General features: G+C 72.3%; 18 protein-coding genes. 15 read left to right on the top strand and 3 right to left on the bottom strand.

From position 1 onward, the window contains the following. Window positions 1-57 precede the first annotated feature (57 nt). A complete protein-coding gene (locus K5S26_RS14850; RefSeq protein WP_221859594.1) occupies window positions 58-1,014 on the bottom strand; it encodes a type IV toxin-antitoxin system AbiEi family antitoxin in 957 nt (318 codons plus the stop codon). A gap of 439 nt (window positions 1,015-1,453) precedes the next feature. On the opposite strand from K5S26_RS14850, the gene argC reads away from it, so the two are divergent. The 6 genes from argC to K5S26_RS14820 are packed head-to-tail and all read left to right on the top strand — an operon-like array spanning window position 1,454 to window position 7,844. Further along, window positions 1,454-2,500, top strand: a complete 1,047-nt coding sequence (gene argC, locus K5S26_RS14845) for an N-acetyl-gamma-glutamyl-phosphate reductase (RefSeq protein ID WP_221859591.1) — start codon at window positions 1,454-1,456, stop codon at window positions 2,498-2,500. Next, a complete protein-coding gene (argJ, locus tag K5S26_RS14840) occupies window positions 2,497-3,654 on the top strand; it encodes a bifunctional glutamate N-acetyltransferase/amino-acid acetyltransferase ArgJ (protein WP_221859589.1) in 1,158 nt (385 codons plus the stop codon). The genes argC and argJ overlap by 4 nt, the downstream gene beginning before the upstream one ends. Next, window positions 3,651-4,586, top strand: coding sequence for an acetylglutamate kinase (gene argB / locus K5S26_RS14835; RefSeq protein ID WP_221859587.1), 936 nt, complete (start codon window positions 3,651-3,653; stop codon window positions 4,584-4,586). Before argJ ends, argB begins: the two co-directional genes overlap by 4 nt. Before the next feature lie 17 nt (window positions 4,587-4,603). Then, on the top strand, window positions 4,604-5,818 hold the full coding sequence (locus tag K5S26_RS14830; protein ID WP_221859585.1) for an acetylornithine transaminase: 1,215 nt from the start codon (window positions 4,604-4,606) through the stop codon (window positions 5,816-5,818). Then, entirely contained in the window at window positions 5,815-6,738 is a 924-nt protein-coding gene (gene argF / locus K5S26_RS14825) for an ornithine carbamoyltransferase (RefSeq protein WP_221859584.1), read from the top strand. Before K5S26_RS14830 ends, argF begins: the two co-directional genes overlap by 4 nt. Further along, window positions 6,717-7,844, top strand: coding sequence for a heparan-alpha-glucosaminide N-acetyltransferase domain-containing protein (locus K5S26_RS14820; protein WP_308123000.1), 1,128 nt, complete (start codon window positions 6,717-6,719; stop codon window positions 7,842-7,844). The genes argF and K5S26_RS14820 overlap by 22 nt, the downstream gene beginning before the upstream one ends. 30 nt (window positions 7,845-7,874) lie before the next feature. Here K5S26_RS14820 and K5S26_RS14815 read toward each other — a convergent pair whose 3' ends face one another. Both K5S26_RS14815 and K5S26_RS14810 read right to left on the bottom strand, forming a co-directional pair. Next, a complete protein-coding gene (locus K5S26_RS14815) occupies window positions 7,875-9,029 on the bottom strand; it encodes an NAD(P)/FAD-dependent oxidoreductase (protein WP_221859582.1) in 1,155 nt (384 codons plus the stop codon). Next, window positions 9,026-9,946 (bottom strand): MurR/RpiR family transcriptional regulator, encoded by a 921-nt coding sequence (locus K5S26_RS14810; RefSeq protein WP_221859580.1) that lies wholly within the window; start codon window positions 9,944-9,946, stop codon window positions 9,026-9,028. Before K5S26_RS14810 ends, K5S26_RS14815 begins: the two co-directional genes overlap by 4 nt. A gap of 175 nt (window positions 9,947-10,121) precedes the next feature. Here K5S26_RS14810 and K5S26_RS14805 point away from each other — a divergent pair, with 175 nt between their 5' ends. From K5S26_RS14805 to tyrS, 9 genes are all read left to right on the top strand, one after another. Beyond that, window positions 10,122-11,264: an FAD-dependent oxidoreductase gene (locus K5S26_RS14805; protein ID WP_221859578.1), complete on the top strand. Its 1,143-nt coding sequence runs from the start codon at window positions 10,122-10,124 to the stop codon at window positions 11,262-11,264. Window positions 11,265-11,363: 99 nt separating this feature from the next. Beyond that, complete coding sequence (locus K5S26_RS14800) at window positions 11,364-13,400, top strand: hydantoinase/oxoprolinase family protein (RefSeq protein WP_221859576.1); 2,037 nt, start codon at window positions 11,364-11,366, stop codon at window positions 13,398-13,400. Further along, the gene (locus tag K5S26_RS14795) at window positions 13,397-15,163 is read left to right on the top strand and encodes a hydantoinase B/oxoprolinase family protein (protein WP_221859574.1); all 1,767 of its coding nucleotides are present in this window, start codon (window positions 13,397-13,399) and stop codon (window positions 15,161-15,163) included. The genes K5S26_RS14800 and K5S26_RS14795 overlap by 4 nt, the downstream gene beginning before the upstream one ends. Before the next feature lie 64 nt (window positions 15,164-15,227). Further along, on the top strand, window positions 15,228-16,214 hold the full coding sequence (locus K5S26_RS14790; RefSeq protein WP_221859572.1) for a tripartite tricarboxylate transporter substrate binding protein: 987 nt from the start codon (window positions 15,228-15,230) through the stop codon (window positions 16,212-16,214). Further along, entirely contained in the window at window positions 16,214-16,783 is a 570-nt protein-coding gene (locus K5S26_RS14785) for a hypothetical protein (RefSeq protein WP_221859570.1), read from the top strand. Before K5S26_RS14790 ends, K5S26_RS14785 begins: the two co-directional genes overlap by 1 nt. Before the next feature lie 25 nt (window positions 16,784-16,808). Continuing rightward, window positions 16,809-18,350 carry a tripartite tricarboxylate transporter permease gene (locus tag K5S26_RS14780; protein ID WP_221859569.1) on the top strand — a complete coding sequence of 514 codons (1,542 nt, stop codon included), beginning with the start codon at window positions 16,809-16,811 and terminating at the stop codon, window positions 18,348-18,350. Between the two features lie 9 nt (window positions 18,351-18,359). Next, on the top strand, window positions 18,360-19,805 hold the full coding sequence (gene argH, locus K5S26_RS14775) for an argininosuccinate lyase (RefSeq protein WP_221859567.1): 1,446 nt from the start codon (window positions 18,360-18,362) through the stop codon (window positions 19,803-19,805). 61 nt (window positions 19,806-19,866) lie between these two features. Then, complete coding sequence (locus tag K5S26_RS14770; RefSeq protein WP_221859565.1) at window positions 19,867-20,646, top strand: hypothetical protein; 780 nt, start codon at window positions 19,867-19,869, stop codon at window positions 20,644-20,646. 36 nt (window positions 20,647-20,682) lie between these two features. Next, window positions 20,683-21,978, top strand: a complete 1,296-nt coding sequence (gene tyrS, locus K5S26_RS14765) for a tyrosine--tRNA ligase (protein WP_221859563.1) — start codon at window positions 20,683-20,685, stop codon at window positions 21,976-21,978. Window positions 21,979-22,359 lie beyond the last annotated feature (381 nt).

Below are 22,359 nucleotides of genomic sequence, written 5' to 3'. Positions count from 1 at the left end.
TCGCGCCGAGAATGCAGCGACCACACGCATTCTCGGCGCGGAGTCGTATTGTCGGCGTCAACGGCCGCGCAGCGCCGCGGACAGCGAGCGCAGCGGAGCGGACACGGGCGGTCGTACGTGTCGCAGGCCCGCCTGCAGCAGCAGGTCGTCGAGGACCGGCGGGTCGGACGCCTCCGGCCACCCCCAGCGGGCGAAGCCGTCCGACGCCCGGCGCAGCTCGTCCTCGCGGCGCTTCTCGCGCCACAGGCGGCGGGTGTCGTGACCGAACGTCCCGTCGTACTTTATCCGCCCGTCCGTCTCGCCGATGATGCGGCGCGCGCGCCAGTAGAGGTCGGCTCGATGCTCGCGTCCGTGGCGCGAGGGGAACGTCACCTGCAGCTCGGGGTCCGGATAGCCGAGCCACTCGATGACGGCGCGACTCAGTGACTCGAGGGCCGTCTCGGCGAGGGCGGTCGCGCGACCGAGCGACCAGCGTGCGGCGGCGCGGCCTCGGCCGCTCGCGCGCGACTCGTTGAGCTCGACCAGGACTCCGGGATCGTCGAGGCCGAGCATCCGCAACGTGCCGTCCACGGCGGCCAGGCCGACGGCGGGATGACGCGCGCGAGCGAGGTCGACAGCCGTGTCCTCCGGGGAGAGCAGGAGGAGGCCGGACGCGCTGACGACCTCCCGCCGGTCGCTCGTCACGTGGAAGCGGACGTCCCCGATCCGCCGCCCGGCGGTCTGAGCGCTCACCACGTGCACCTCGCTCGGCGATCCGATCACGGGGATGCCGAGCAGCGCGGCCGCCGACTCGAGGCAGAACACCGCGTCCGGATGCTTCAGGGCGTGGGCGTGGACCCGGGCGAGGTAGCGATCCCAGGGCGCCAGCGCGTCCCACATGGCCGACGGCGCGTAGACCCCGTGGGCCACGCGTCGCACCTCGCCACGGCGGTGGGCGAGGTCGAGGCGCTCGATCGACTCGGCCTGCCGCAGGAGGGGGACGGGGGAGGGCTGCAGTGCGCGTGTGGCGTCCATGCCGCCCAGGCTGCGCGCCCCGTCCTCGTCCCTCCGCGCACCGGAGCCCGGGACGGCACAACCGCGGCATCCTGCCGCCCTGGGAGCGACAGAGCCGCCCGCGGCGTCCGCAACCCCCGACAATCCCTCCGCGCGCCGGGAATGCAGCGACCACACGCATTCTCGGCGCAGGGACGGATTCTCGTGCGGGGGTGGAGCGGGGCGGAGGGGCCGCGGTAGGTCGCGGCGTGCGGACTCTGCTACGCTCGCCGCATGTCCGCCTCCCCGATGCTCGCTCCGAGCGTCGACGTGCGCCGACGTCCGCGTGGCCGCCGAATCCCGGCGACGCCGCGAAGCTCCCGCGCCTGAGTCCTGCACTCGGAACCCGGTCGAGCAGCCTCCCGAAGGTCTCGTGGTGTCGCCGTCTCCGGCCCATCCCCACGGACAATAAGGTGGAATCATGACCTATTCGGTCGCCGTATCCGGCGCTTCTGGCTATGCGGGCGGCGAGCTCCTTCGTCTGCTCGCCGACCATCCCGACATCGAGATCCGCACCGTCACCGCGCACTCGAACGCGGGCCAGCCGCTGGTCGCCCATCAGCCGCACCTGCGCTCTCTCGCGCACCTCACCCTGCAGGAGACGACCCCCGAGATCCTCTCCGGCCACGACATCGTGTTCCTCGCGCTGCCGCACGGCCAGTCGGGGCAGTACACGGACGCGCTGACGGACGTCTCGCTCGTCGTGGACTGCGGCGCCGACCATCGCCTCACCGGCCGGGAGGACTGGGACGCCTTCTACGGCGGCGCGTTCCACGAGCCCTGGGCGTACGGCGTGCCGGAGCTCGTCACCGCCGCCGGAAAGCAGCGCGAGAACCTGGTCGGCGCCACGCGCATCGCCGCCCCCGGCTGCAACGCGTCGACCGTGAGCCTGAGCCTGGCGCCGGGCGTGGCGGCGGGGGTGATCGACCCCTCCGACCTGGTCAGCGTTCTCGCCGTCGGCCCGTCGGGCGCGGGAAAGAGCCTGAAGACCCACCTGCTGGGCAGCGAGATCCTCGGATCGGCGAACCCGTATGCGGTGGGCGGCACTCACCGGCACATCCCGGAGATCCGTCAGGCGCTGCGCGCCGCGGGCGCGTCCGGCGACGTCCGCCTGTCGTTCACGCCGGTGATCGTGCCGATGGCGCGCGGCATCCTCGCCACGAGCACCGCCCGGATCGCGGACGGCGCGACGGACGCGCAGGTGCGCGACGCGTGGGAGGCGGCGTACGGCGACGAGACGTTCGTGCAGCTGCTGCCCGAGGGTCAGGTGCCGCGCACCGCCGACGTGATCGGCGCGAACACGGCGCTCATGGGCCTCGCGATCGATCGGGCCGCGGGCCGCGTGGTGGTGGTCACCGCGGTCGACAACCTGACCAAGGGCACCGCGGGAGCGGCGATCCAGTCGATGAACATCGCGCTCGGCCTCCCGGAGGGCCGCGCGCTCAGCGTGAATGGAGTGGCCCCGTGAGTGTGACGGCAGCCCAGGGGTTCGAGGCGGCCGGCACGGCCGCCGGGCTCAAGTCGACCGGCGCGAAGGACGTCGCCGTGGTGGTGAACCGCGGGCCGCTCAAGGCGGGCGCCGCGGTGTTCACCAGCAACCGCGCCAAGGCCAATCCGATCCTGTGGTCGCAGCAGGCGGTCTCGGACGGCGTGGTGGAGGCTGTCGTCCTCAACTCGGGCGGCGCCAACTGCTTCACCGGCTCGTTCGGCTTCCAGACCTCGCACCAGACGGCCGAGCGCGCCGCCGAGCTGCTCGGCGTGAGCGCGGGCGACGTGCTGATCTGCTCGACGGGCCTGATCGGCACCGGCGACGAGCAGTTCCGCGCCCGGGTGCTCGACGGCACCGCCCAGGGAGTCGCCTCTCTGTCGGCCGACGGCGGGGACGACGCGGCGGCGGCGATCATGACCACCGACACCGTGCCGAAGACGGCCGTCCGCCAGGCTGACGGCTGGACGATCGGCGGCATGGCCAAGGGCGCCGGCATGCTGGCGCCCGGGCTGGCCACGATGCTCGTCGTGATCACGACCGACGCCGTGCTGGACGCCGCGCAGCTGGACGCGCACCTGCGCGCCGCGACGCGGGTGAGCTTCGACCGGCTCGACTCGGACGGCTGCATGTCGACGAACGACCAGGTGACGCTGCTGGCCAGCGGAGCGTCCGGCGTCGTGCCCGACGAGACCGCCTTCCGCGACGCGCTCGTCGATCTCTGCCGCGAGCTCTCGGCGAAGCTGCAGGACGACGCCGAGGGCGCCAGCCACGCGATCACGATCGAGGTGCGGGGCGCGGCGAGCGAGGACGACGCGGTCGAGGTCGGCCGCTCCGTCGCCCGCAACAATCTCTTCAAGGCCGCGATCTTCGGGAACGACGCGAACTGGGGCCGCGTGCTCGCGGCGATCGGCACGACCGATGCCGAGTTCGACCCGTACGACGTGGACGTATCGATGAACGGCGTGCGGGTGTGCACGAAGGGCGGCCCCGATCGCCCGCGCGAGGAGGTCGACCTGACGCCGCGCGCGACGCACGTGCTGATCGACCTGCGGACGGGCGACGCCGAGGCGACGATCCTGACCAACGACCTGACCCACGACTACGTCCACGAGAACAGCGCCTACTCCTCATGACAGATCATCCCGTCGACCTGCAGGACACCAGCCCCGAGGAGGCCGCCGCGAAGGCGGCGACCCTCATCGAGTCGCTGCCCTGGGTGAAGAAGTACCGCGACCAGATCGTCGTGGTGAAGTACGGCGGCAACGCGATGATCAGCGAGGAGCTGCAGGACGCCTTCGCGCAGGACATCGCCTACCTGCGCTACGTCGGCGTGCGCCCCGTCGTGGTGCACGGCGGCGGACCGCAGATCTCCAGCATGCTCGACCGCCTCGCCATCCCGAGCGAGTTCAAGGGCGGGTATCGCGTCACGAGCACCGAGGCGATCAGCGTGGTGCGCATGGTGCTGACGGGCCACATCAACCCCCAGCTCGTCGCGAAGATCAACTCATACGGCCCGCTCGCCACGGGGCTCAGCGGCGAGGACGCGGGCCTGTTCGGCGGTCGCAAGCGCGGCGTGGTGATCGACGGGGTCGAGGAGAGCCTCGGCCGGGTCGGCGACGTCGTGCGCGTCGACCCGACCGCCGTGCTCGACCACCTCAAGGCCGGGCGCATCCCGGTCGTCTCGAGCATCGCGCCGGACCTCGACCACCCGGGCCAGTCGCTCAACGTGAACGCCGATGCGGCGGCCGCCGCCCTGGCGATCGCATTGAAGGCGCGCAAGCTCGTCGTCCTCACGGACGTCGCCGGTCTGTACGCCGACTGGCCCCACCGCGATTCGCTGGTCTCACACCTGACGGCGTCGGAGCTGCGGGAGATGATGCCACGCCTGGAGTCGGGGATGATCCCGAAGATGCAGGCATGCCTCGACGCCGTCGAGGAGGGGGTCGACGCCGCGGCGATCATCGACGGGCGCGTGCAGCACTCGGTGCTGGTGGAGCTCTTCACGAGCAAGGGAATCGGAACGCAGGTCGCGTCGTCGACCGAGTCGAGCGGGGGGTCGAAGTGAGCGGGACGGAGCCGGGCATGACGAACGAGGACTGGCAGGACGTCGCGTCTCGCGACCTGATGAGCCTCGGCGGACGGCTGGCGCTGCTGGTGCGCGGCGAGGGCTCGCACGTCTGGGACGCCGACGGCACCCGCTACCTCGACTTCCTCGGCGGGATCGCCGTGAACGCGCTGGGCCACGCGCACCCGGTGTTCGCCGAGACGGTCGCGCGCCAGGCGGCGACGCTGTCGCACGTCTCGAACTACTTCGCGACGCCGCAGCAGCTCGAGCTCGCCGCGCGGCTCAAGCAGCTCGCCGGCACGGGGGAGAAGGGGCGGGTGTTCCTCGCGAACTCCGGCACCGAGGCGAACGAGACCGCGATCAAGCTCGCCCGCCTCCACGACCGCGACGGCCTGATCGTCAGCCTGGAGGGCGCCTTCCACGGCCGCTCGACGGGGGCGCTCGCGCTCACCCCGAAGGCCGCGTACCAGGATCCGTTCCGCCCGCTGCTGCCCGGCGTCGTGCACCTCGCCCCGACGATCGAGGCGCTCGAGCAGCTGTTCGCGTCGGGCGAGCGGATCTCCGCGCTCGTCGTCGAGCCCATCCAGGGCGAGGCCGGAGTGCTGCCCCTGCCGGACGGCTACCTGCGCCGCGCACGCGAGCTCACGACCGCGAACGACGCGCTGCTGATCCTCGACGAGGTCCAGACGGGTATGGGCCGGACGGGCGAGTGGTTCGCCTTCCAGCGGGAGGGCATCCTGCCGGACGCGATCACCCTCGCGAAGGGCATCGCCGCGGGCTTCCCCCTGGGGGCGATGGTGACGTTCGGAGCGGCGAGCGACCTGTTCTACCCCGGTACCCACAATTCGACGTTCGGCGGCAACCCGCTCGCGAGCGCGGTCGCGAACGCGGTGATCCAGGAGATCCAGGATCGCGGCCTGCTCGCGAACGTCGCGGCGCGGAGCGCGCAGCTGCGCGCCGGCGTCGCATCGCTGCCGCTGGTCGGGGGCACCCGCGGCGCCGGTCTGCTGATCGGCATCCCTCTGACGGCGCCCGTCGCCGCCGAGGTGCGCGAGGCCGCACAGGCGCGCGGCCTCATCGTCAACGCCCCCACGGACGACGCGATCCGCATCGCCCCCGCCTACACGATCGGCGACGCCGAGGTCGAGGAGTTCCTCGAGCTCTTCGCCGCCGCGCTGTCCGACGTGTCCGCCCATCACGCCCCCATCCCGACCCAGGAGACCTCCGCATGACCCGCCACTTCCTGCGCGACGACGACATCACGCCCGCCGAGCAGGCCGAGATCCTCGATCTCGCGGCACAGCTCAAGAAGGACCGCTGGGCGGACAAGAGCCTCGCCGGCCCGCAGACCGTCGCCGTCATCTTCGACAAGTCCTCCACGCGCACGCGCGTCTCGTTCGCGGTCGGCATCGCCGACCTCGGCGGGTCGCCGCTGATCATCTCGACCGCCAGCAGCCAGCTGGGCGGCAAGGAGACGCCGGCGGACACGGCGCGCGTGCTCGAGCGTCAGGTCGCCGCGATCGTGTGGCGCACCTACGCGCAGGCGGGCCTGGAGGAGATGGCGGAGGGCACCCGCGTCCCGGTCGTCAACGCCCTGAGCGACGACTTCCACCCGTGCCAGCTGCTGGCGGACCTGCTCACGATCCGCGAGCACAAGGGCGAGCTGAAGGGACTGACGCTGTCGTTCTTCGGCGACGGCCGCAGCAACATGGCGCACTCGTACGTGCTGGCCGGCGTCACGGCCGGCATGCACGTGCGCGTCGCCTCGCCCGAGCCGTACGCGCCGCGGGAGGACGTGATCGCCGATGCCGACCGCATCGCGGCGCAGACGGGCGGCTCCGTGACGCTGTACACCGATCCGCTCGAGTCCGCGGCCGGCGCCGACGTCGTCGTGACGGACACGTGGGTCTCGATGGGCAAGGAGGAGGAGAAGCTCGCGCGCCTGCGCGATCTCGGCGCCTACAAGGTGACGCAGGAGATCATGTCGCTGGCGGATCCGGGTGCGCTCTTCATCCACTGCCTCCCGGCTGACCGCGGCTACGAGGTCGACGCCGAGGTGATCGACGGCCCGCAGAGCGTCATCTGGGACGAGGCGGAGAACCGGCTGCACGCGCAGAAGGCGCTGCTGGTGTGGCTGCTGCGGCAGGTCTGAGAGGCCCGCTCTCGCGCCGCGTGTCCGCCGGCCTGTCACGGCTGGACGGACCGCGACGCGAGGCGGGCGTCGACCTCGCCCGCGGGCTGGCCGTGATCGGCATGTTCGCGGCGCACCTGCTGGAGACGACGGCGTTCGACTGGTCCCATCCGGCGACGTGGACCGATGTCGTCAACGGACGCTCGTCGATCCTGTTCGCCACTCTCGCGGGCGTCTCGCTCGCGCTGGTGACGGGAGGCACGCGACCGTTCTCCGGCGAGCGGATGACGTACGCGCGCATCCGGATCGCCCTGCGCGCGGCCTGCATCTGGGTGCTCGGCATCGCTCTGGTGCTGCTGGGCACTCCGGTGCTGGTGATCCTGCCCGCCTACGCGATCCTGTTCCTGCTGGCGCTGCCGCTGCTGGCGCTGTCGCCGTCGAGGCTGTTCGCGATCGCCGCGACGATCGCGGTGCTGATGCCGTTCGCGGTCTACGCGATCGGGGAGTGGCCGGGCTGGGACGACGAGCTCGGGCAGGGCATCGCCCAGGTGATCGGCTGGAACTATCCGTTCCTCCTCTGGGCGGCGTTCGTCGTGGCGGGAATCGCGGTCGGGCGCATCGCGTTCTCCCGCCCGGCCGTCGCCGGCGCGCTCGCCGCGGCCGGCGCGGCTCTGGCCGCCGTCGGCTACGGCGTGGTGGGACAGTGGGCGCAGCTGTCGCAGGCCGACTCGCTGTGGGGCGTGGTGCTGTCGAGCGGGGCGCACTCCAGCGGCATCGGCGAGGCGATCGGGTCGGGCGGGACGGCGCTCGCGACGATCGGTCTCTGTGCGCTGCTGTGCGTCACGCCCCTGCGCTGGGTCGTGCTGCCGCTGCGCGCCGTCGGCGCCATGGCGCTCACGGCATACACCGTGCAGCTCGTCGTCTGGGCGGCCCTGCAGCCGCCCGCAGGCGCGTACGGCTCGCCTCTGGCATCGTTCCGGGCTCTCGAGCCCTTCTGGCCCATGACCCTCGCGACGATCGCCGGATGCACCCTGTGGACGCTGCTGGTCGGCCGCGGGCCGCTCGAGTGGCTGATCGGCCGGGTCGCGTCGGTGGGACCGCCGCCGAAGGTCGACGCGCGGGCCTGACGTCGACGCGCGGCCCTGACGCCGTCTGCGCTACTGGTCGCCGGGAGACCTCGGCGCCGCGAGGGGCGCCGAGGGCGCACCGGCGAGGAAGCGATCCGGGCGGAATCCGTCCAGCAGCGGATGCGGGTCGCCGCCGAGGATCTCGTCCGCCATCACCTCGGCGAGCCAGGGCGCGAGGACCACTCCGCTGTGCGTGACGACCGCGAAGACGGGTGAGCCGGCCACGACCGGTCCCGCTGCGGTCACGCCGTCGGCGGGGATGACGCGGTGGCCCACGCGCACTCCGTCGACGCGCCCGGCGCGGCTGGGAAGCACCGCGCCGAGGCGCTGCGCGAACTCGCGGACGGTGGCCGCAGGCGCGGCGACCCCCGGCTGTGCGTCGTGGTCGAGGTCGAGCGCCTGCAGCAGCAGGTCGTCGGGGCCGTGAGGACGGAGGCTCAGGAGGTCGGTAGTCACCAGACCGGTCACGCCGTGCCCCGGGACGTGCGCGTCGGCGAGGTAGCCGAAGGCGGGGCCGTCCTGCACCGCCGGGACGAGCGGCAGCCGTCCTCCGGCGGTCGCCACGAGCTGTGAGCTGCCGTTGCCGGCGCAGATCGCCGCGGCATCCGCCTCGAACGTCCCCGCGTCGGTGCCCACCTCGACGCCGTCTTCCAGCGCGGTGACGGAGGTGACGGTCGCCGTGGCCGTCTCCGCCTTGCCGCTCGCGTCGAGCGCACGGCGGAGCGTCTCGATCCGCCGCAGCGGGTACGCGTGGCCCTCGCCGTCGAATGCCGCCGCCAGGGAGTCGTCGGGCACGTCCACGACGGTGCGTGACCGGGCCTCGGCAGGCGTGATCCACGCGGCCCCGTACCCGCGCTGCTGCAGACGCTCGACGCGGGCTCGCAGGCCGGCGCGATGCGCTTCCGCCGCCGCGATCTCGACGTGCCCCGCGAACGTGACCGCCGCGGGATCCGTCCTGGCGACCTCCCGCCAGGCGGCGACGCCCTCGACGTTCAGCCGGTGGTACCCGAGGGGTTCCTTCTTGTGGCTGTTGATCCAGGCGTAGCTGGTGGCCGTGGTGCCGGACGTCGTGCCGGCGGCGTCGATGAGCGTGACACGGGCGCCTCGGCGGACGAGGGAATGGGCGAGGGAGAGCCCGATGATCCCGGTGCCGACGACGATCACGCGCGGGTGGCCGCCGGTCACGGGGACTCCTGTCCGTCGAACGGAGGGAAGCCGAGTCGCTCCGCTGTCAGCTCCACGTCCTGGCTGGACACCTCGGCACGCAGCTCATTGAGCCGCCGCATCCGCTCCAGTGCGCGGTCAGGGTGCCGGGCGGCCACCGCGTTGACCAGCGCCTGGGCGACGATGAGGGGGATGCTCGCGTCGCTCGCCGCCGACAGAGAAGTCGGTGCGGTCGTGATCACATGGTCGACCTCGCCGCGGATGGGCATGCCGATGGCCTCGGTGATGAGGATGACGGGGATGCCGACCTGACGCCCGCGCCGACATGCCGCCGCGACCTCGTCGAACTGGCGGATCGGCGCGAACACGATGAGGGCGTCACCGGGGCGCAGCAGCGCGAGCTCGTCGGCGAGCAGGACGCCGGTGACCTTGGAGGAGCGGGCGTCGACGCCCGTGCGGGCGAGGAAGAAGGCGAGATAGTCGGCGATGTAGCCCGTCGGCGCGAGGCCGTAGCAGAAGACGCGCTCCGCCCCGGCGACGTCGTCGACGACAGCGTCCCAGTCGACGTCGGCCAGCGACTCGCGGAACTGCTCGACGGCGCGAGCGGTGTCGTCGACGACCGTGCGCAGATGGCTGCCGTCGGTCGTGGCGCGCATGCGACGCTGCAGCACCGCGCTGGGGTCGGAGCGCTTCGCGATCGTGTCCAGGGCGGCCTGCCGCACCTCCTTCATGCTGCGGTATCCGAGCGCCCGGGTGGCACGGATGACGCTGGCATCGCTGGTGCCCAGCGCTCGCGCGATCTCCATCGCCGATGCCGCGGCGACGCGGTCGGGGTGCAGCGCGAAGTAGGCCGCGATGTCCGCGAGCGTTCCCCGGAGGGTGGGGCCGATGTGGATGGCGCGCGCGTAGAGGGTGTCGCCCTCCGCCGGCTGGTCCATGCGCCGTCCTCCGTTCGCTGCGCTCGCAGCCATGCTAGGCGCGCGCCGTCGCCGGCCGCGCCGCTTCACGGAGACGTTGCATCCCCGGAATCTGATCGAAACACTACACAAGTTCACTCGTGTGTAGTAAACACGACACAGCGTCGCCGCCGTCGTCGACAAGCTAGGAGCTGCAATGCACGATCTCGCCGTCATCGGCCTGGGCGCCCTCGGGGTGCATGTCGCCGCCGAGGCCGCGCGTCGTGGCCTCGACGTCGTCGCGATCGACTCCGGGAACGGCGACCACGAGCACGCGGCGACCGGAGGGCGCACCCGCATCTTCCGTCTCGCGTACACGTTCGGGGGCGACTACGTGCCCGCGCTGAGAAGGTCGATGGCCGCCTGGGACGCGCTGGCGGAGACCGCTCCCGGCACACGGCACGACACCGGCGCGCTGCTGATCGGCGCGCCGGACGACCCCGAGATCCGCAAGGCGCTGGAGGCCGTCGCCGACCACGGCATCGCCCACGAGCTGATCGAGGACGCAGGACTGCTCGCCGAGCGCTGGCCCCAGCACAGGCTCCTGCCGGGCGATCTCGCGCTGTACGACCCGGCGGGAGCGCTGCTCGTGCCGCCCGCGGTCACCGCCGCAGTGGCGGAGCAGGCCCGCGCGGCGGGCGCCTCTCTGCACTACGGCACGGAGGCGGCGCGGGTCGAGCCGTCCTCGAACGGCAGCGAGGTCGTCACCGCCGCCGGCCGGCGGGTGAGGGCACGTACCGTCGTCGTGGCCGCGGGGGCATGGTCGGGCCGTTTCGTGCCGGCGTTCGATCGGGCCGTCGAGCTGCGTCGGGCACTGCTGCACTGGTACGACGCCGACGAAGAGGCGTACGGGCCCGCGCGCTTCCCCGTGGGGCTGCGCCGCTCGGGCGCCGCCCGATATTCGTTCTTCCCCCGAGTGGACCAGGCGGGGATCAAGGTCAACTTCCACCAGCCGAAGCCGCGCGTCACCGATGCGGGCGCGCGGGACGCGGCCGTGCCGCCCGACATCGACGTGCTCGAGGCCAGACTGCACGACACGATCGCCGGCCTGGGCGCCCGCCGTCGCACGGCTGCGTACGTCGAGAGCTACACGCCCGACTATCGCGTGCTGCTGGGACGGGTCGCGGGCATCCGGGACACATGGCTCCTCGCCGGGGGATCGGGTCAGGCGTTCAAGCTGGCGCCCGCCCTCGCCGAACACGTCGTCGACCGGCTGCTCGATGTCGAGCCCGCGCTGACGCTGAGGGGCGTCGTCCGCGGCCTGGAGGAGGCACCCGCCGCGGCGGTGGTCGGCCCGTGAGGGTGCCCGGGCGGCTCCCCACGACGGACGGGCGGGGCGAGACGGCATGAGACAGGACGACATCGGGCAAGACGGCATGAGAGAGGACCGGGGCAGGACATGCGCGTAGGAGTCGACATCGGCGGCACGTTCACCGACATCACGGCGGTGGACCGGGACGGGGTGTTCCACATCGGCAAGATCCCCAGCACGCTGGGCGACCAGTCGATCGCACTGGCGGACGGGGTGCGCGGCGTCCTCGCGCGCAGCGGAGCCCGGCCGGAGCAGGTCTCGTATCTGGGGCACGGCACGACGGTGGCGACGAACACGCTGCTCGAACTCGACGGATCGTCCACCGCGCTGGTCGTGACCCGCGGCTTCCGCGACGTGCTGGAGATCGCCCGGCAGAAACGGCCGAGCCTGTACGACCTCTTCGCCGACAAGCCCCGAGTGCTCGTGCCGCGACGGCTCGTGTTCGAGCTGGACGAGCGCATCCTGGGCGACGGATCCGAGCTGCGAGCCGTGGCGGACGACGACCTCGCGCGGCTGCTGGACGAGCTGGGGGCGGTGGACGTCGAGTCGGTGGCCATCTGCTTCCTGCACAGCTATCGAGACCCGCGCCACGAGGAGCAGGTGGCAGCAGCGGTCTCGGAGCGCTTCCCCGACCGGTACGTCACCCGATCGAGCGAGGTCGCGCCGGAGTTCCGAGAGTACGAGCGCCTTTCCACGACCGTCATCAACGCCTTCGTCGGCCCGCGCATGCACCGCTACGTCTCTCGTCTCGAGGAGCGCACCCGCGAGCTCGGCGTGCCCGTGGCGCCGAAGATCATCCAGTCCAACGGCGGCATCGTCTCACCCGACTCGATCGTGCGACGCCCCGTCACGACGCTGCTCTCCGGACCGAGCGCTGGCGTGCTCGGAGCCGCCTGGATCGCGGGCCAGTCGGGATACGGCGACCTCGTGACCTTCGACATGGGAGGCACGAGCACCGATGTGTGCCTGGTTCGGGACGGACGGGCCCTCGTCGCGTCGGAGCGCAGCATCGACGGCTACGTCGTGCGCACGCCGAGCGCGAACGTGCACACCGTCGGCGCCGGCGGCGGCTCGATCGCGCAGGTCGACGGCGCGGGAGCGCTGCACGTCGGTCCGCGCAGCGCGGGCGCGGTGCCTGGGCCCGCGGCCTACGGGCACGGAGGCACGGTCGCCACGGTGACCGACGCGAACGTGGTGCTCGGCAGGCAGAACCCCGACCAGGTGATCGGCGAGGGGCTGCGCCTCGACGTCCGCGCCGCACGGAGCGTCGTGGGCGCCGTGGGCGAGCGACTCGGCCTGAACGAGCCGGACGCCGCCCTCGGCATCGTCCGCGTGGCGAACTCGCACATGGCACGGGCGGTGCGCGGCGTGAGCGTCGACAACGGCGACGACCCGCGCGACCTCGCGCTCGTCGCCTACGGCGGCGCGGGGCCGCTACACGCCGTGGAGGTCGCTCGCGAGGTGGGGATGCGGACGGTCATCGTGCCCCCGAACCCCGGCACCCTGTGCGCGCTGGGGCTGCTCGTCAGCGAGGTGCGCACCGAGATCCGCCGGTCGGGGCTCATCGACCTGGACGGCGACGTCGCGCCGTTGCGGGCGCTGATCGCCGAGCTGAGGGACGCGGCAGACGAATGGTTCGAGCGCGAGCGCATCCCCACGGGCGAGCGGCGCACCGGCTTCGTGCTGGACATGCGCTACCAGCGGCAGAACTTCGAGCTGCCGGTCGACATCGGCGACGGCCGTCTGGACGACGACGACCTGCCCGCCATCGTCGACCGGTTCCACGAGGTCCACCGCAAGAGCTACGGCTTCGCCCACCCCGACGCCCCGGTCCGCGTGGTCAACGTCACGGTGGTCGCGGCGCAGCCGATCGAGGAGCCCCGGCCGTCGTCGCTGCCCGAGAGGACGGCCGAGGACACGCCGTCCGTCGTCGCCCGCCGCGTGCTGCGCTTCCCCGACGGCGAGCGGGAGGCCGACATCCATCGTCGGGAGCTGCTGCGCGCGGGCGACGTCGTCCGCGGCCCGGCCGTCGTGGAGCAGGAGGACTCCACCACGGTGCTGCCGCCGGGAGCGACCGGCGAGGTCGATCGTTTCGGAACCCTGATCGTGGAGGTCGGAGCATGAGCGCCCAGCACACCGCGGAGACGCCCGCCCAGGTCGACCCGGTCACCGTGCAGGTGATCGGAAACGCGCTGCTGTCGGTCGCCGAGGAGGCGGGGACGGTGCTGCGGCGGGCGAGCTACTCGACCAACATCAAGGAGCGCGCCGACTGCTCGACCGCGCTGTTCGACGCCGCGGGCCGACTGATCGCCCAAGCCGAGCACATCCCGATCCACATGGGCTCGATGGCCGGCGCCGTGGGACGCCTCAGCGGCCGCATCGCGGGATACGAGCAGGTGGTCGTCGAGCCGGGCGACGTCTTCATCACCAACGACCCGTACGCCGGGGGCGGCACCCACCTGCCGGACATCACGATGGTCGCCCCGGTGCACGACGGCCGGCGGATCGTCGGCTGGAGCGCGAACATCGCCCACCACTCCGACGTGGGGGGCCACGTGCCCGGAAGCAACTCCGGCGACTCCCACTCGCTGTTCATGGAGGGCCTGCGCATCCCGCTGGTGAAGATCGTCAGCCGCGGACGCGTCGTCGACGACGTGCTGGCGTTCGTGCTGCTCAACTCCCGGCTCCCCGAAGAGCGCTACGGCGACCTGCTCGCACAGCAGTCGGCCGCGGCGGTGGGAGCGCAGCGCCTGCTCGAGCTGCACGAGAAGTACGGCGGCGCCGTCGTGACGGCGTGCAGCGAGGCGCTGCTCGACTATGCCGAGCGCCGGCTCGCGCTCGCCGTCTCCGCGGTGCCGGACGGCCGCTACACCGCGACGGACTGGCTGGACCGAGACCGGCCGGGGGAGGACCGGATCCCTATCGTCGCCACGGTGATCGTCGAGGGCGACCGCATCGCCCTGGACTTCGCCGGCACCGGCCGCGAGGCGACCGTGGCGGTGAACGTGGTGCGCAGCGCCCTGGAGGCGACGGTGTTCTACGCGCTCAAGGCCGCGCTCGATCCGGGGATCCCCGCCAACGGCGGCTTCTTCGACGCCGTGGCGATCTCGGCGCCCGAGGGCAGCATCCTGAACCCGCGCCCGCCGGCTCCGGTCGCGGCGCGGACCGACACCTGTCAGCGCGTCGTCGACGCGGTCTTCGCCGCGCTCGCGCAGGCGCTGCCCGACCGCATCCCCGCCGGCAGCCATTCGTCCATCACCTACGTGAACTTCTCGGGCCTCGGCGACGACTTCTACGTCTATCCCGAGGTCGTCGCAGGAGGGGCCGGGGCCCGACCGGACGCCGACGGGCTGGACGCGGTGCAGGTGCACATCACCAACTCGTCGAACCTGCCGATCGAGTCGCTCGAGACCGAGTACCCGCTGATGGTCGAAGCGTACGAGCTCGTCGCCGACTCCGGCGGGCCGGGGCTGCAGCGCGGCGGGCTCGCCATCCGTCGCGACATCCGCATCCTGGGCGACGGCGCCGAGTTCTCCGCTCATGCCGACCGCCAGTCCCTGCCGCCGGCGGGGTACGCGGGCGGGGGCGACGGCACGCCCGGCCGCTTCACCGTGCGGCCGGGCGAGTCGGACGAGATCGTGCTGCCGGGCGGGCGCGTCAGCGGCGTCGTGCTGCGGCGCGGAGACGTCATGCGGGTGCAGAGCCCGGGCGCCGGAGGGTTCGGCCCGCCGCGCCGGCGCGACCCGCTGCTCGTGCTCCGCGACGTGCAGGACGGACGCGTGACGCCCGAGTCGGCTCGCGCGGACTACGGCGTCGTGATCGCCGACGGAGCGATCGACCTCGAGGCGACCGCCGCCCTGCGGGCGCACGACGGACATGCCGGCTGATCGACGGGCCGTGACGGCGCGCCCGAGCACACACAGGCACCACAACGAGACAGGAGACAGGACCATGCGAACCAGAACGCTCACCGGCGCGGCGCTCGCCGCGACCCTGGCGGTCGGCCTCACCGGCTGCGCGGGCGACCTGCCCGGCGCCGGCACAGCCGAGTCCGACTACCCGACGCGGGCCGTCGAGCTCGTGCTGCCCTTCGGCTCCGGCGGCGCGACCGACATCGCCGCCCGCGCCATGGCGGAAGCGCTCGGACAGCAGCTCGGACAGCCGCTGAACGCGACGAACCAGACCGGCGCGCAGCAGGTGCCCGCCGTCAGCGGAGTGCTGGGGGCTGCGGCCGACGGCTACACGCTGCTCGCGGACGGCGCGGGATCCTCGTCGATCCAGTCGCTGCTGCCGGATCTGCCCTATGAGTGGGACGACCGCACGTTCATCGCCAACGTCGCCAGCGGTGCACACGCCTACGCCGTCGGAGCGGCGAGCGGCGTCACGACGCTCGGTGAGCTCGAAGAGAAGGCACAGGCCGATCCGTCCTCCTTCCGCGTCGCCTGGCTCGGCGGCACGACCACCAGCGACTACGCCACGCTCCAGCTGCTCGACGAGATCGACGTCGACCCGGCGGACGTGGTGCGCGTGCCGTTCGACGGCTCCGGCGAGGCGATGCAGGCCGCCGCGGCGGGAGACGTCGACCTCGCCAGCGGAGGATCCAGCGCGATCGCCTCGCTGTACAGCTCGGGCGACCTGGTGCCTCTCGCGCTGACGGCGGAGGACCCGAACTATCCGGAGATCCCGCTCGCATCGGACGAGGGGTACGAGGAGCTCGACCTGCAGTACTGGGTCGGGCTTTCCGGCCCGGCCGGGTTGCCCGAGCCGGTGGTGCAGTCGCTCGTCGACGCGCTGGGCGAGCTCGCCGAGGGCGGTCAGCTCGACGACACGTTCGCCAAGCTCGGGATGACCGTGGACATCGTCACCGGCGACGAGCTCGACGCGGCCGTGCACGAGGAGGCGGAGACCTTCCGCGAGCTCGGCGAGCTGGTGGGCTGATGCCGGCGGCCCTCTTCCGGCTGCTGCGCGAGCCCGACGGCTGGGCCTACGCGCTGCTCGCCGTGGCGGCGCTCGCGGCGGCCGTCGACGGCATCGTCCTCGTCGCCCAGGCGGGGGGCTCCGGCGAGCGGGCCGCAGCCGGCTGGTTCGTCGGGGCGGTCGGTGTCGTGCTGCTGGCCCTCGTCGTCGCCGGGGTCGGACAGGATCTGCGCGGCAGACAGGTGTCGGTCGTCACGGCGATCGCCACCGTCATCATCGCCGAGGAGGAGGCGGCGGGCCGCGACGTCGAGGACCGCTTCTCGGCCGACGCGCCGCTGCTGCCGCGCCGCCGCATCGTCCGCACCCTGGCGGTGTCCGCCGTGCTCATGATCGCGTGGATGGTGCTGCTTCCCTGGCTGGGCTTCGGGCTCGTCACGGGGCTGTTCTGCCTGGCGTTCATGAGGCTCGTCAGCGCATCGCGATGGTGGGTCGCGATCGTCACGGCCGTCTGCGTGGGCGCAGGACTCGCCGTGCTCTTCCCGCTCTCCGGCGTGCTGCTGCCCACGGGCGCTCTCTGGTACCTCATCTGACCCTTCGAACGACAGGAGCGAGGGCATGGACCTCGACACCATCCTCCAGGGCTTCGCGACCATCCTGACGCCCGAGCATCTGCTGGTCGCGTTCCTGGGCTGTTTCGCCGGGACGTTCTTCGGCGTCCTGCCCGGGCTCGGCCCCGTCACGGCGATCGCGGTGCTCTTCCCGCTGACGACCTATCTCGATCCCGTCTCCGGCATCCTCATGCTGGCGGCCGTCTACTACGGCGGGATGTACGGCGGGTCGACCACGGCCATCCTGCTGAACATCCCGGGGGAGGTGTCCTCGCTGCCCTCGGCGCTGGAGGGCTACCCCCTCACCAAGCGAGGCCGTGCGGGAGCCGCCCTCGCCACCGCGGCCGTCTCGTCGTTCTTCGCCGGGATCGTCGGCACGATCGGGGTGATGCTGATCGGGCCGTCGCTGGCGCACTTCGCCCTGGCTTTCGGGCCCCCGGAGCAGTTCGGCCTGATCCTGTTCAGCCTCACCGCGATCTCGGGGCTCGTCTCGGGGTCCATGGTCAAGGGGCTCGCCATGGCGGTGCTCGGGATGCTGCTCTCGCTGGTCGGCTACGACGCCATCTCGGGCGCCCAGGTGCTCACCTTCGGGTCGTGGACCCTCGCCCAGGGCTTCAGCGTCGTGCCGGTGATGATCGGGCTGTTCGGTATCGGAGAGATCCTGAAGACGCTGCTGCAGCGCGACCCGGACACGTCGGTGGCGAAGGTGGGCAGTCTCATGCCCACCCGGGAGGAGCGTCGCGCGAGCGTCGGACCGACCGTGCGGGGCACCTTCCAGGGGTTCTTCCTCGGTCTCATCCCCGGCATGCTGCCGTCGGTCACCTCGTTCCTGAACTACTCGTGGGAGCGGCGACGGGGCGAGCGCCGCGGCGACTCGCGGTTCGGCCGCGGCGCGATCGAGGGGATCGCCGGGCCGGAGGCGGCCAACAACGGCGCGGCGATGGGCGGTTTCGTGCCCCTGTTCAGCCTGGGCATCCCCACGGGGCCGTCGATGGCCCTCATCCTGGCGGCCCTCCTGGTCTACGGGCTCGTCCCTGGGCCCACCCTCTTCACCGAGCGGTCCGACTTCACCGCCGGCATCATCGCGAGCTTCCTCGTGGCCAACGTCATCCTGCTCGTGCTGAACCTGCCCCTCGTGGGGCTCTGGGCGAAGATCGCGCGGGTGCCGTTCAGCATCATGGGGCCGATCGTGATCGTCTGCTGCCTCGTCGGAGCGCTGCTCGAGCGCAACAGCACGTTCGACGTCGGCGTCTGCGCGGCGTTCGGCTTCATCGCGCTGCTGCTCGACCGCGCGAGACTGCCGCTCGCGCCGCTCGTCATGGGGTTCATCCTCGGGCCGTCGCTGCAGCAGACGATGCGGCAGTCGTTCACGATGTCGCCGACCTTCTTCGCGGAGCGGCCGATCTTCGTGTTCTTCGCTGTTCTCAGCCTCGCGACGGTCGGCTGGTCGGTCTTCCGCGCGGTACGGACGCGGCGGGAGTCCGCGCCGCGGAGCTCCCGGCCCCGGGCGGCCCGGGAGCGGGCGGGGCGGGCCGGCTCGGATCGATAGGCTGGACGCATGAGCAGCGAGCAGCACCAGGCCGGCCAGGTCACGAACGAAGGGGCCCTCTGGGGGGCGCGTTTCGCGACGGGGCCGTCGCCGGAGCTGCAGGCGCTCAGCCGCTCCACGCACTTCGACTGGCAGCTTGCGCTCTATGACATCGCGGGCTCCCACGCGCACGCCAAGGCGCTGGCCGCCGCGGGGTATCTCGAGGCGGACGAGGAGCGGCGGATGCACGAGGGCCTGGATGCCCTCGCGGCCGGCATCCGCGACGGATCGCTGCAGCCCCGCCCGGGCGACGAGGACGTGCACGGCGCGCTCGAGTCGGCTCTCATCGAGGTGGTCGGCGCCGAGCTCGGCGGGCGCCTGCGCGCCGGTCGCAGCCGCAACGACCAGATCGCGACCCTGGTGCGCATGTACCTGCTGGACCACGCCAGGGTCATCGCCCGAGACCTGCTCGCGCTGATCGACGCGCTCGTGGCGCAGGCGGACGCGCACCCCGCCGTCATCCTGCCCGGGCGCACCCACCTGCAGCACGCGCAGCCCGTGCTGCTGGCGCACCACCTGCAGGCGCACGCCTGGCCCCTCGTCCGCGACCTCGAGCGTCTGCGCGACTGGCGCGTGCGGGCGGCGGTGTCGCCCTACGGCGGCGGCGCGCTGGCCGGCTCGACGCTCGGGCTCGACCCGCAGCTGGTCGCGACCGAGCTGGGGCTCGACCGGCCCTCCGAGAACTCGCTCGACGGCACGGCCGCGCGCGACGTGGTGGCGGAGTTCGCGTTCATCGCGGCGCAGATTGGGATCGACCTGTCGCGCTTCGCGGAGGAGATCATCCTCTGGAACACGCGGGAGTTCGGCTTCGTCACCCTCGACGACGGCTACTCGACGGGCTCGAGCATCATGCCCCAGAAGAAGAACCCGGACATCGCCGAGCTCGCTCGGGGGAAGGCGGGGCGCCTCGTCGGCAACCTGTCCGGCCTCCTCACGACGCTCAAGGGACTGCCGATCGCGTACAACCGCGACCTGCAGGAGGACAAGGAGCCGGTGTTCGACTCCGTGGCGACGCTCGAGGTCGTGCTGCCCGCCTTCACCGGGATGGTCGCGACGCTGAGCTTCCACGCCGACCGCATGGCCGAGCTCGCGCCGCAGGGCTTCTCGCTCGCGACCGACGTCGCGGAGTGGCTGGTGAAGCGCCGCGTCCCGTTCCGCGAGGCACACGAGATCTCGGGTGCGCTCGTGCGCGCCTGCGAGCAGCGCGGCATCGGCCTCGAGGACGCGTCGGACGAGGTGCTCGCCGAGGTGTCTTCGCACCTGACGCCGGACGTGCGCGAGGTGCTCTCGATCGAGGGCTCGGTCGCAAGCCGGACGGGTGCCGGCGGCACGGCCCCCGCTCGGGTCGCCGAGCAGCGCGTCGAGCTGGTCGAGCGCGCCCAGGCGGCGGTGCGCGTGCTCGGCGCCTCGTCCTAGGGCGGGGCGACCCGCCGGGCGCGCGCGACACGATGTCGGAGGCGACCGGCATCATGGGCTCATGATCGTCGCCGGCCTCCTCCTGCTGGCGGTCGGCGCGGCGGCACTGGTCCGCACGCTGTTCCGCCGTGCGGGTCGCACCGCCGTGCGCATCGGCCTGAGCGCGGTGACGGTCGGCGTGCTGCTCATCGGCCTGCTGACCGACGCGTTCGTCGCGGGCCTCGCGGCGGTCCTCGTGGCCGCGCTGTGGCTATGGCTGATGCCCGACCACGGGCGTTCCCCGGCGTCGATCTGGCCGACCGCGGGGCTCGGCGTGCTCGTGGCGGCGAGCCTGCTGCTGATCCCGGCCGATTACGGCACGGGCCTGACCGCGCAGGGCGCGATCGCCTCGCCGCTCGGTCCGCTCTCGGCGCCCGTGGCGCTGTTGATGATCGGGGCCGCGGTCTACCTGCTCGAGCCGGCGAACGTCGTGGTGCGCGCCGCCCTCGAGCGCGAGAACATCGCGCCCGCCGCGGATCCGGACGACCCGCCGGCGTCGGCGGAGCAGACGGTTGCCGCGTCCCTGCCTGCGGCGACTCCGAAGCCCGGGCCGGGGCAGGTGATGAAGGGCGGCAGGCTGATCGGTCCGCTCGAGCGCACGATCGTCTTCGGGCTGACCCTCGCGGCGGCGTACCCGCTGCTGGCCGCGTTCATCGCGGCGAAAGGGATCGTGCGCTTCCCGGAGATCTCGCGCGACCGCGACGACGGCGATCGGGCCGAGTACTTCCTCGTCGGCAGCATGGTCAGCTGGGTGCAGGCGCTGGCCGCGGCTTTCCTCGTCTGGTGGGGGCTGAACTCCTGACGTCCGTGGCGGGTCCGAGCCCATAGGCTAGATGCCGTGAGTGCTGAGACCGTTGCCGTGCCGGCGATCGATCCGACGTTCGACAACGTCTGGGACGAGATCGTCTGGCGTGGGCTGATCCACGTGTCGACCGATCGCGACGCGCTTCGCGAGCTGCTGTCCGGACCGCCGATCGTCTACTACTGCGGTTTCGACCCGACGGCCCCGAGCCTGCACCTCGGCCACCTCGTCCAGCTGCTGCTGATGCGCCGGCTGCAGCTCGCCGGTCACCGGCCGCTCGGCCTCGTGGGCGGCTCGACCGGACTCATCGGCGACCCGCGGCCCACGGCCGAGCGCACCCTCAACACGAGAGAGACGGTCGCGGACTGGGTCGCGAAGCTCCGGTCCCAGGTGGAGCGGTACCTCAGCTTCGAGGGCGACAGCGCCGCCCGGATGGTCAACAACCTCGACTGGACCGCGCCGCTCAGCGCGATCGACTTCCTGCGCGAGATCGGCAAGCACTTCCGCGTGGGCACGATGCTCAAGAAGGACGCGGTGAGCGCGCGCCTGAACTCCGATGCGGGCATCAGCTACACCGAGTTCAGCTACCAGATCCTGCAGGGCCTCGACTACCTCGAGCTGCACCGCCAGTACGGCTGCATGCTGCAGACGGGCGGCAGCGACCAGTGGGGCAACCTGACGAGCGGGACCGACCTGATCCACCGGGTCGAGGGCACCTCGGTGCACGCCATCGGCACGCCCCTGATCACGAACAGCGACGGCACCAAGTTCGGCAAGAGCGAGGGCAACGCGATCTGGATCGACGGCGAGCTGACCAGCCCGTACGCGTTCTACCAGTTCTGGCTCAACACCGACGACGCCGACGTCGTCGAGCGGCTGAAGGTGTTCACGTTCCTGTCGCGCGCCGAGATCGAGGGCTACGAACGGCTCGTGGCCGATGAGCCGTTCCGTCGCGCGGCGCAGAAGCGCCTCGCGCTGGAGGTGACGACGACCGTGCACGGCCAGGACGCGACCGCGGCCGCCGTCGCGGCGTCGGAGGCGCTGTTCGGCAGGGGAGATCTGGCCGCGCTCGATGCGCGCACTCTCGCCTCGGCGCTGCGCGAGCTGCCGCACGCCGAGCTCGCGTCCGGCACCCCTGTGGTGCAGGCGCTGGTGGACACCGGCCTGGTGTCGTCGGCGTCGGAGGCCCGCCGCGCGATCGCGCAGGGCGGCGTCTCGATCGACGGCGAGAAGGTGGGCTCGGACGAGGCGACCGTCGAGGGCTCGCTGCCCGGGGGAGTGTCCGTGCTGCGGCGCGGCAAGAAGGCGCTGGCGGGCCTGTTCGTCTCGTGACGGTCGCGGTCCTCCGACCGCGACACGCCCGGGACCGGCTCCGGTTTGCCCGAGGGTCGGGCTCCGCGTAATGTATTCCCTTGTCGCCGCCAAGCGGTGAGGTTGAGCCGGAAGGCTCCCACCCCAGGTCGACGACAACCCCACGTGAAGATCACGCTCTTGAGCATGCTGGCCTTCGGGTCTAGCGTGGGGGATCCAGCTTCTCGGGCTCGCCTCGACGATGTCGGGTCGGCCCGCTCAGGCGGTCACCGAGACGGCGTGTCGGTTTGACAGGCCGAACGAGCTGGATAAGATAGAGAAGTTGCCCCGGAGGGCTGCGGCGGGAGTCGCAGGGCTGGGAGCATCCGATCCTTGAGAACTCAACAGCGTGCACTTGTCAAA

Source organism: Microbacterium marinilacus (assembly GCF_019753765.1).
Lineage (GTDB): Bacteria > Actinomycetota > Actinomycetes > Actinomycetales > Microbacteriaceae > Microbacterium > Microbacterium marinilacus.
The sequence above is the reverse complement of the archived record's forward strand: the minus strand, read 5'-3'. Positions and strand labels throughout refer to the sequence as shown.

What these genes read in the sequence shown, in the direction of transcription:
- K5S26_RS14850 (WP_221859594.1), bottom strand. Translation starts at nt 1,014, where the DNA reads ATGGACGCCACACGCGCACTGCAGCCCTCCCCCGTCCCCCTCCTGCGG.
- argC (WP_221859591.1), top strand. Translation starts at nt 1,454, where the DNA reads ATGACCTATTCGGTCGCCGTATCCGGCGCTTCTGGCTATGCGGGCGGC.
- argB (WP_221859587.1), top strand. Translation starts at nt 3,651, where the DNA reads ATGACAGATCATCCCGTCGACCTGCAGGACACCAGCCCCGAGGAGGCC.
- K5S26_RS14830 (WP_221859585.1), top strand. Translation starts at nt 4,604, where the DNA reads ATGACGAACGAGGACTGGCAGGACGTCGCGTCTCGCGACCTGATGAGC.
- argF (WP_221859584.1), top strand. Translation starts at nt 5,815, where the DNA reads ATGACCCGCCACTTCCTGCGCGACGACGACATCACGCCCGCCGAGCAG.
- K5S26_RS14810 (WP_221859580.1), bottom strand. Translation starts at nt 9,946, where the DNA reads ATGGACCAGCCGGCGGAGGGCGACACCCTCTACGCGCGCGCCATCCAC.
- K5S26_RS14805 (WP_221859578.1), top strand. Translation starts at nt 10,122, where the DNA reads ATGCACGATCTCGCCGTCATCGGCCTGGGCGCCCTCGGGGTGCATGTC.
- K5S26_RS14800 (WP_221859576.1), top strand. Translation starts at nt 11,364, where the DNA reads ATGCGCGTAGGAGTCGACATCGGCGGCACGTTCACCGACATCACGGCG.
- K5S26_RS14795 (WP_221859574.1), top strand. Translation starts at nt 13,397, where the DNA reads ATGAGCGCCCAGCACACCGCGGAGACGCCCGCCCAGGTCGACCCGGTC.
- K5S26_RS14790 (WP_221859572.1), top strand. Translation starts at nt 15,228, where the DNA reads ATGCGAACCAGAACGCTCACCGGCGCGGCGCTCGCCGCGACCCTGGCG.
- K5S26_RS14785 (WP_221859570.1), top strand. Translation starts at nt 16,214, where the DNA reads ATGCCGGCGGCCCTCTTCCGGCTGCTGCGCGAGCCCGACGGCTGGGCC.
- K5S26_RS14780 (WP_221859569.1), top strand. Translation starts at nt 16,809, where the DNA reads ATGGACCTCGACACCATCCTCCAGGGCTTCGCGACCATCCTGACGCCC.
- argH (WP_221859567.1), top strand. Translation starts at nt 18,360, where the DNA reads ATGAGCAGCGAGCAGCACCAGGCCGGCCAGGTCACGAACGAAGGGGCC.
- K5S26_RS14770 (WP_221859565.1), top strand. Translation starts at nt 19,867, where the DNA reads ATGATCGTCGCCGGCCTCCTCCTGCTGGCGGTCGGCGCGGCGGCACTG.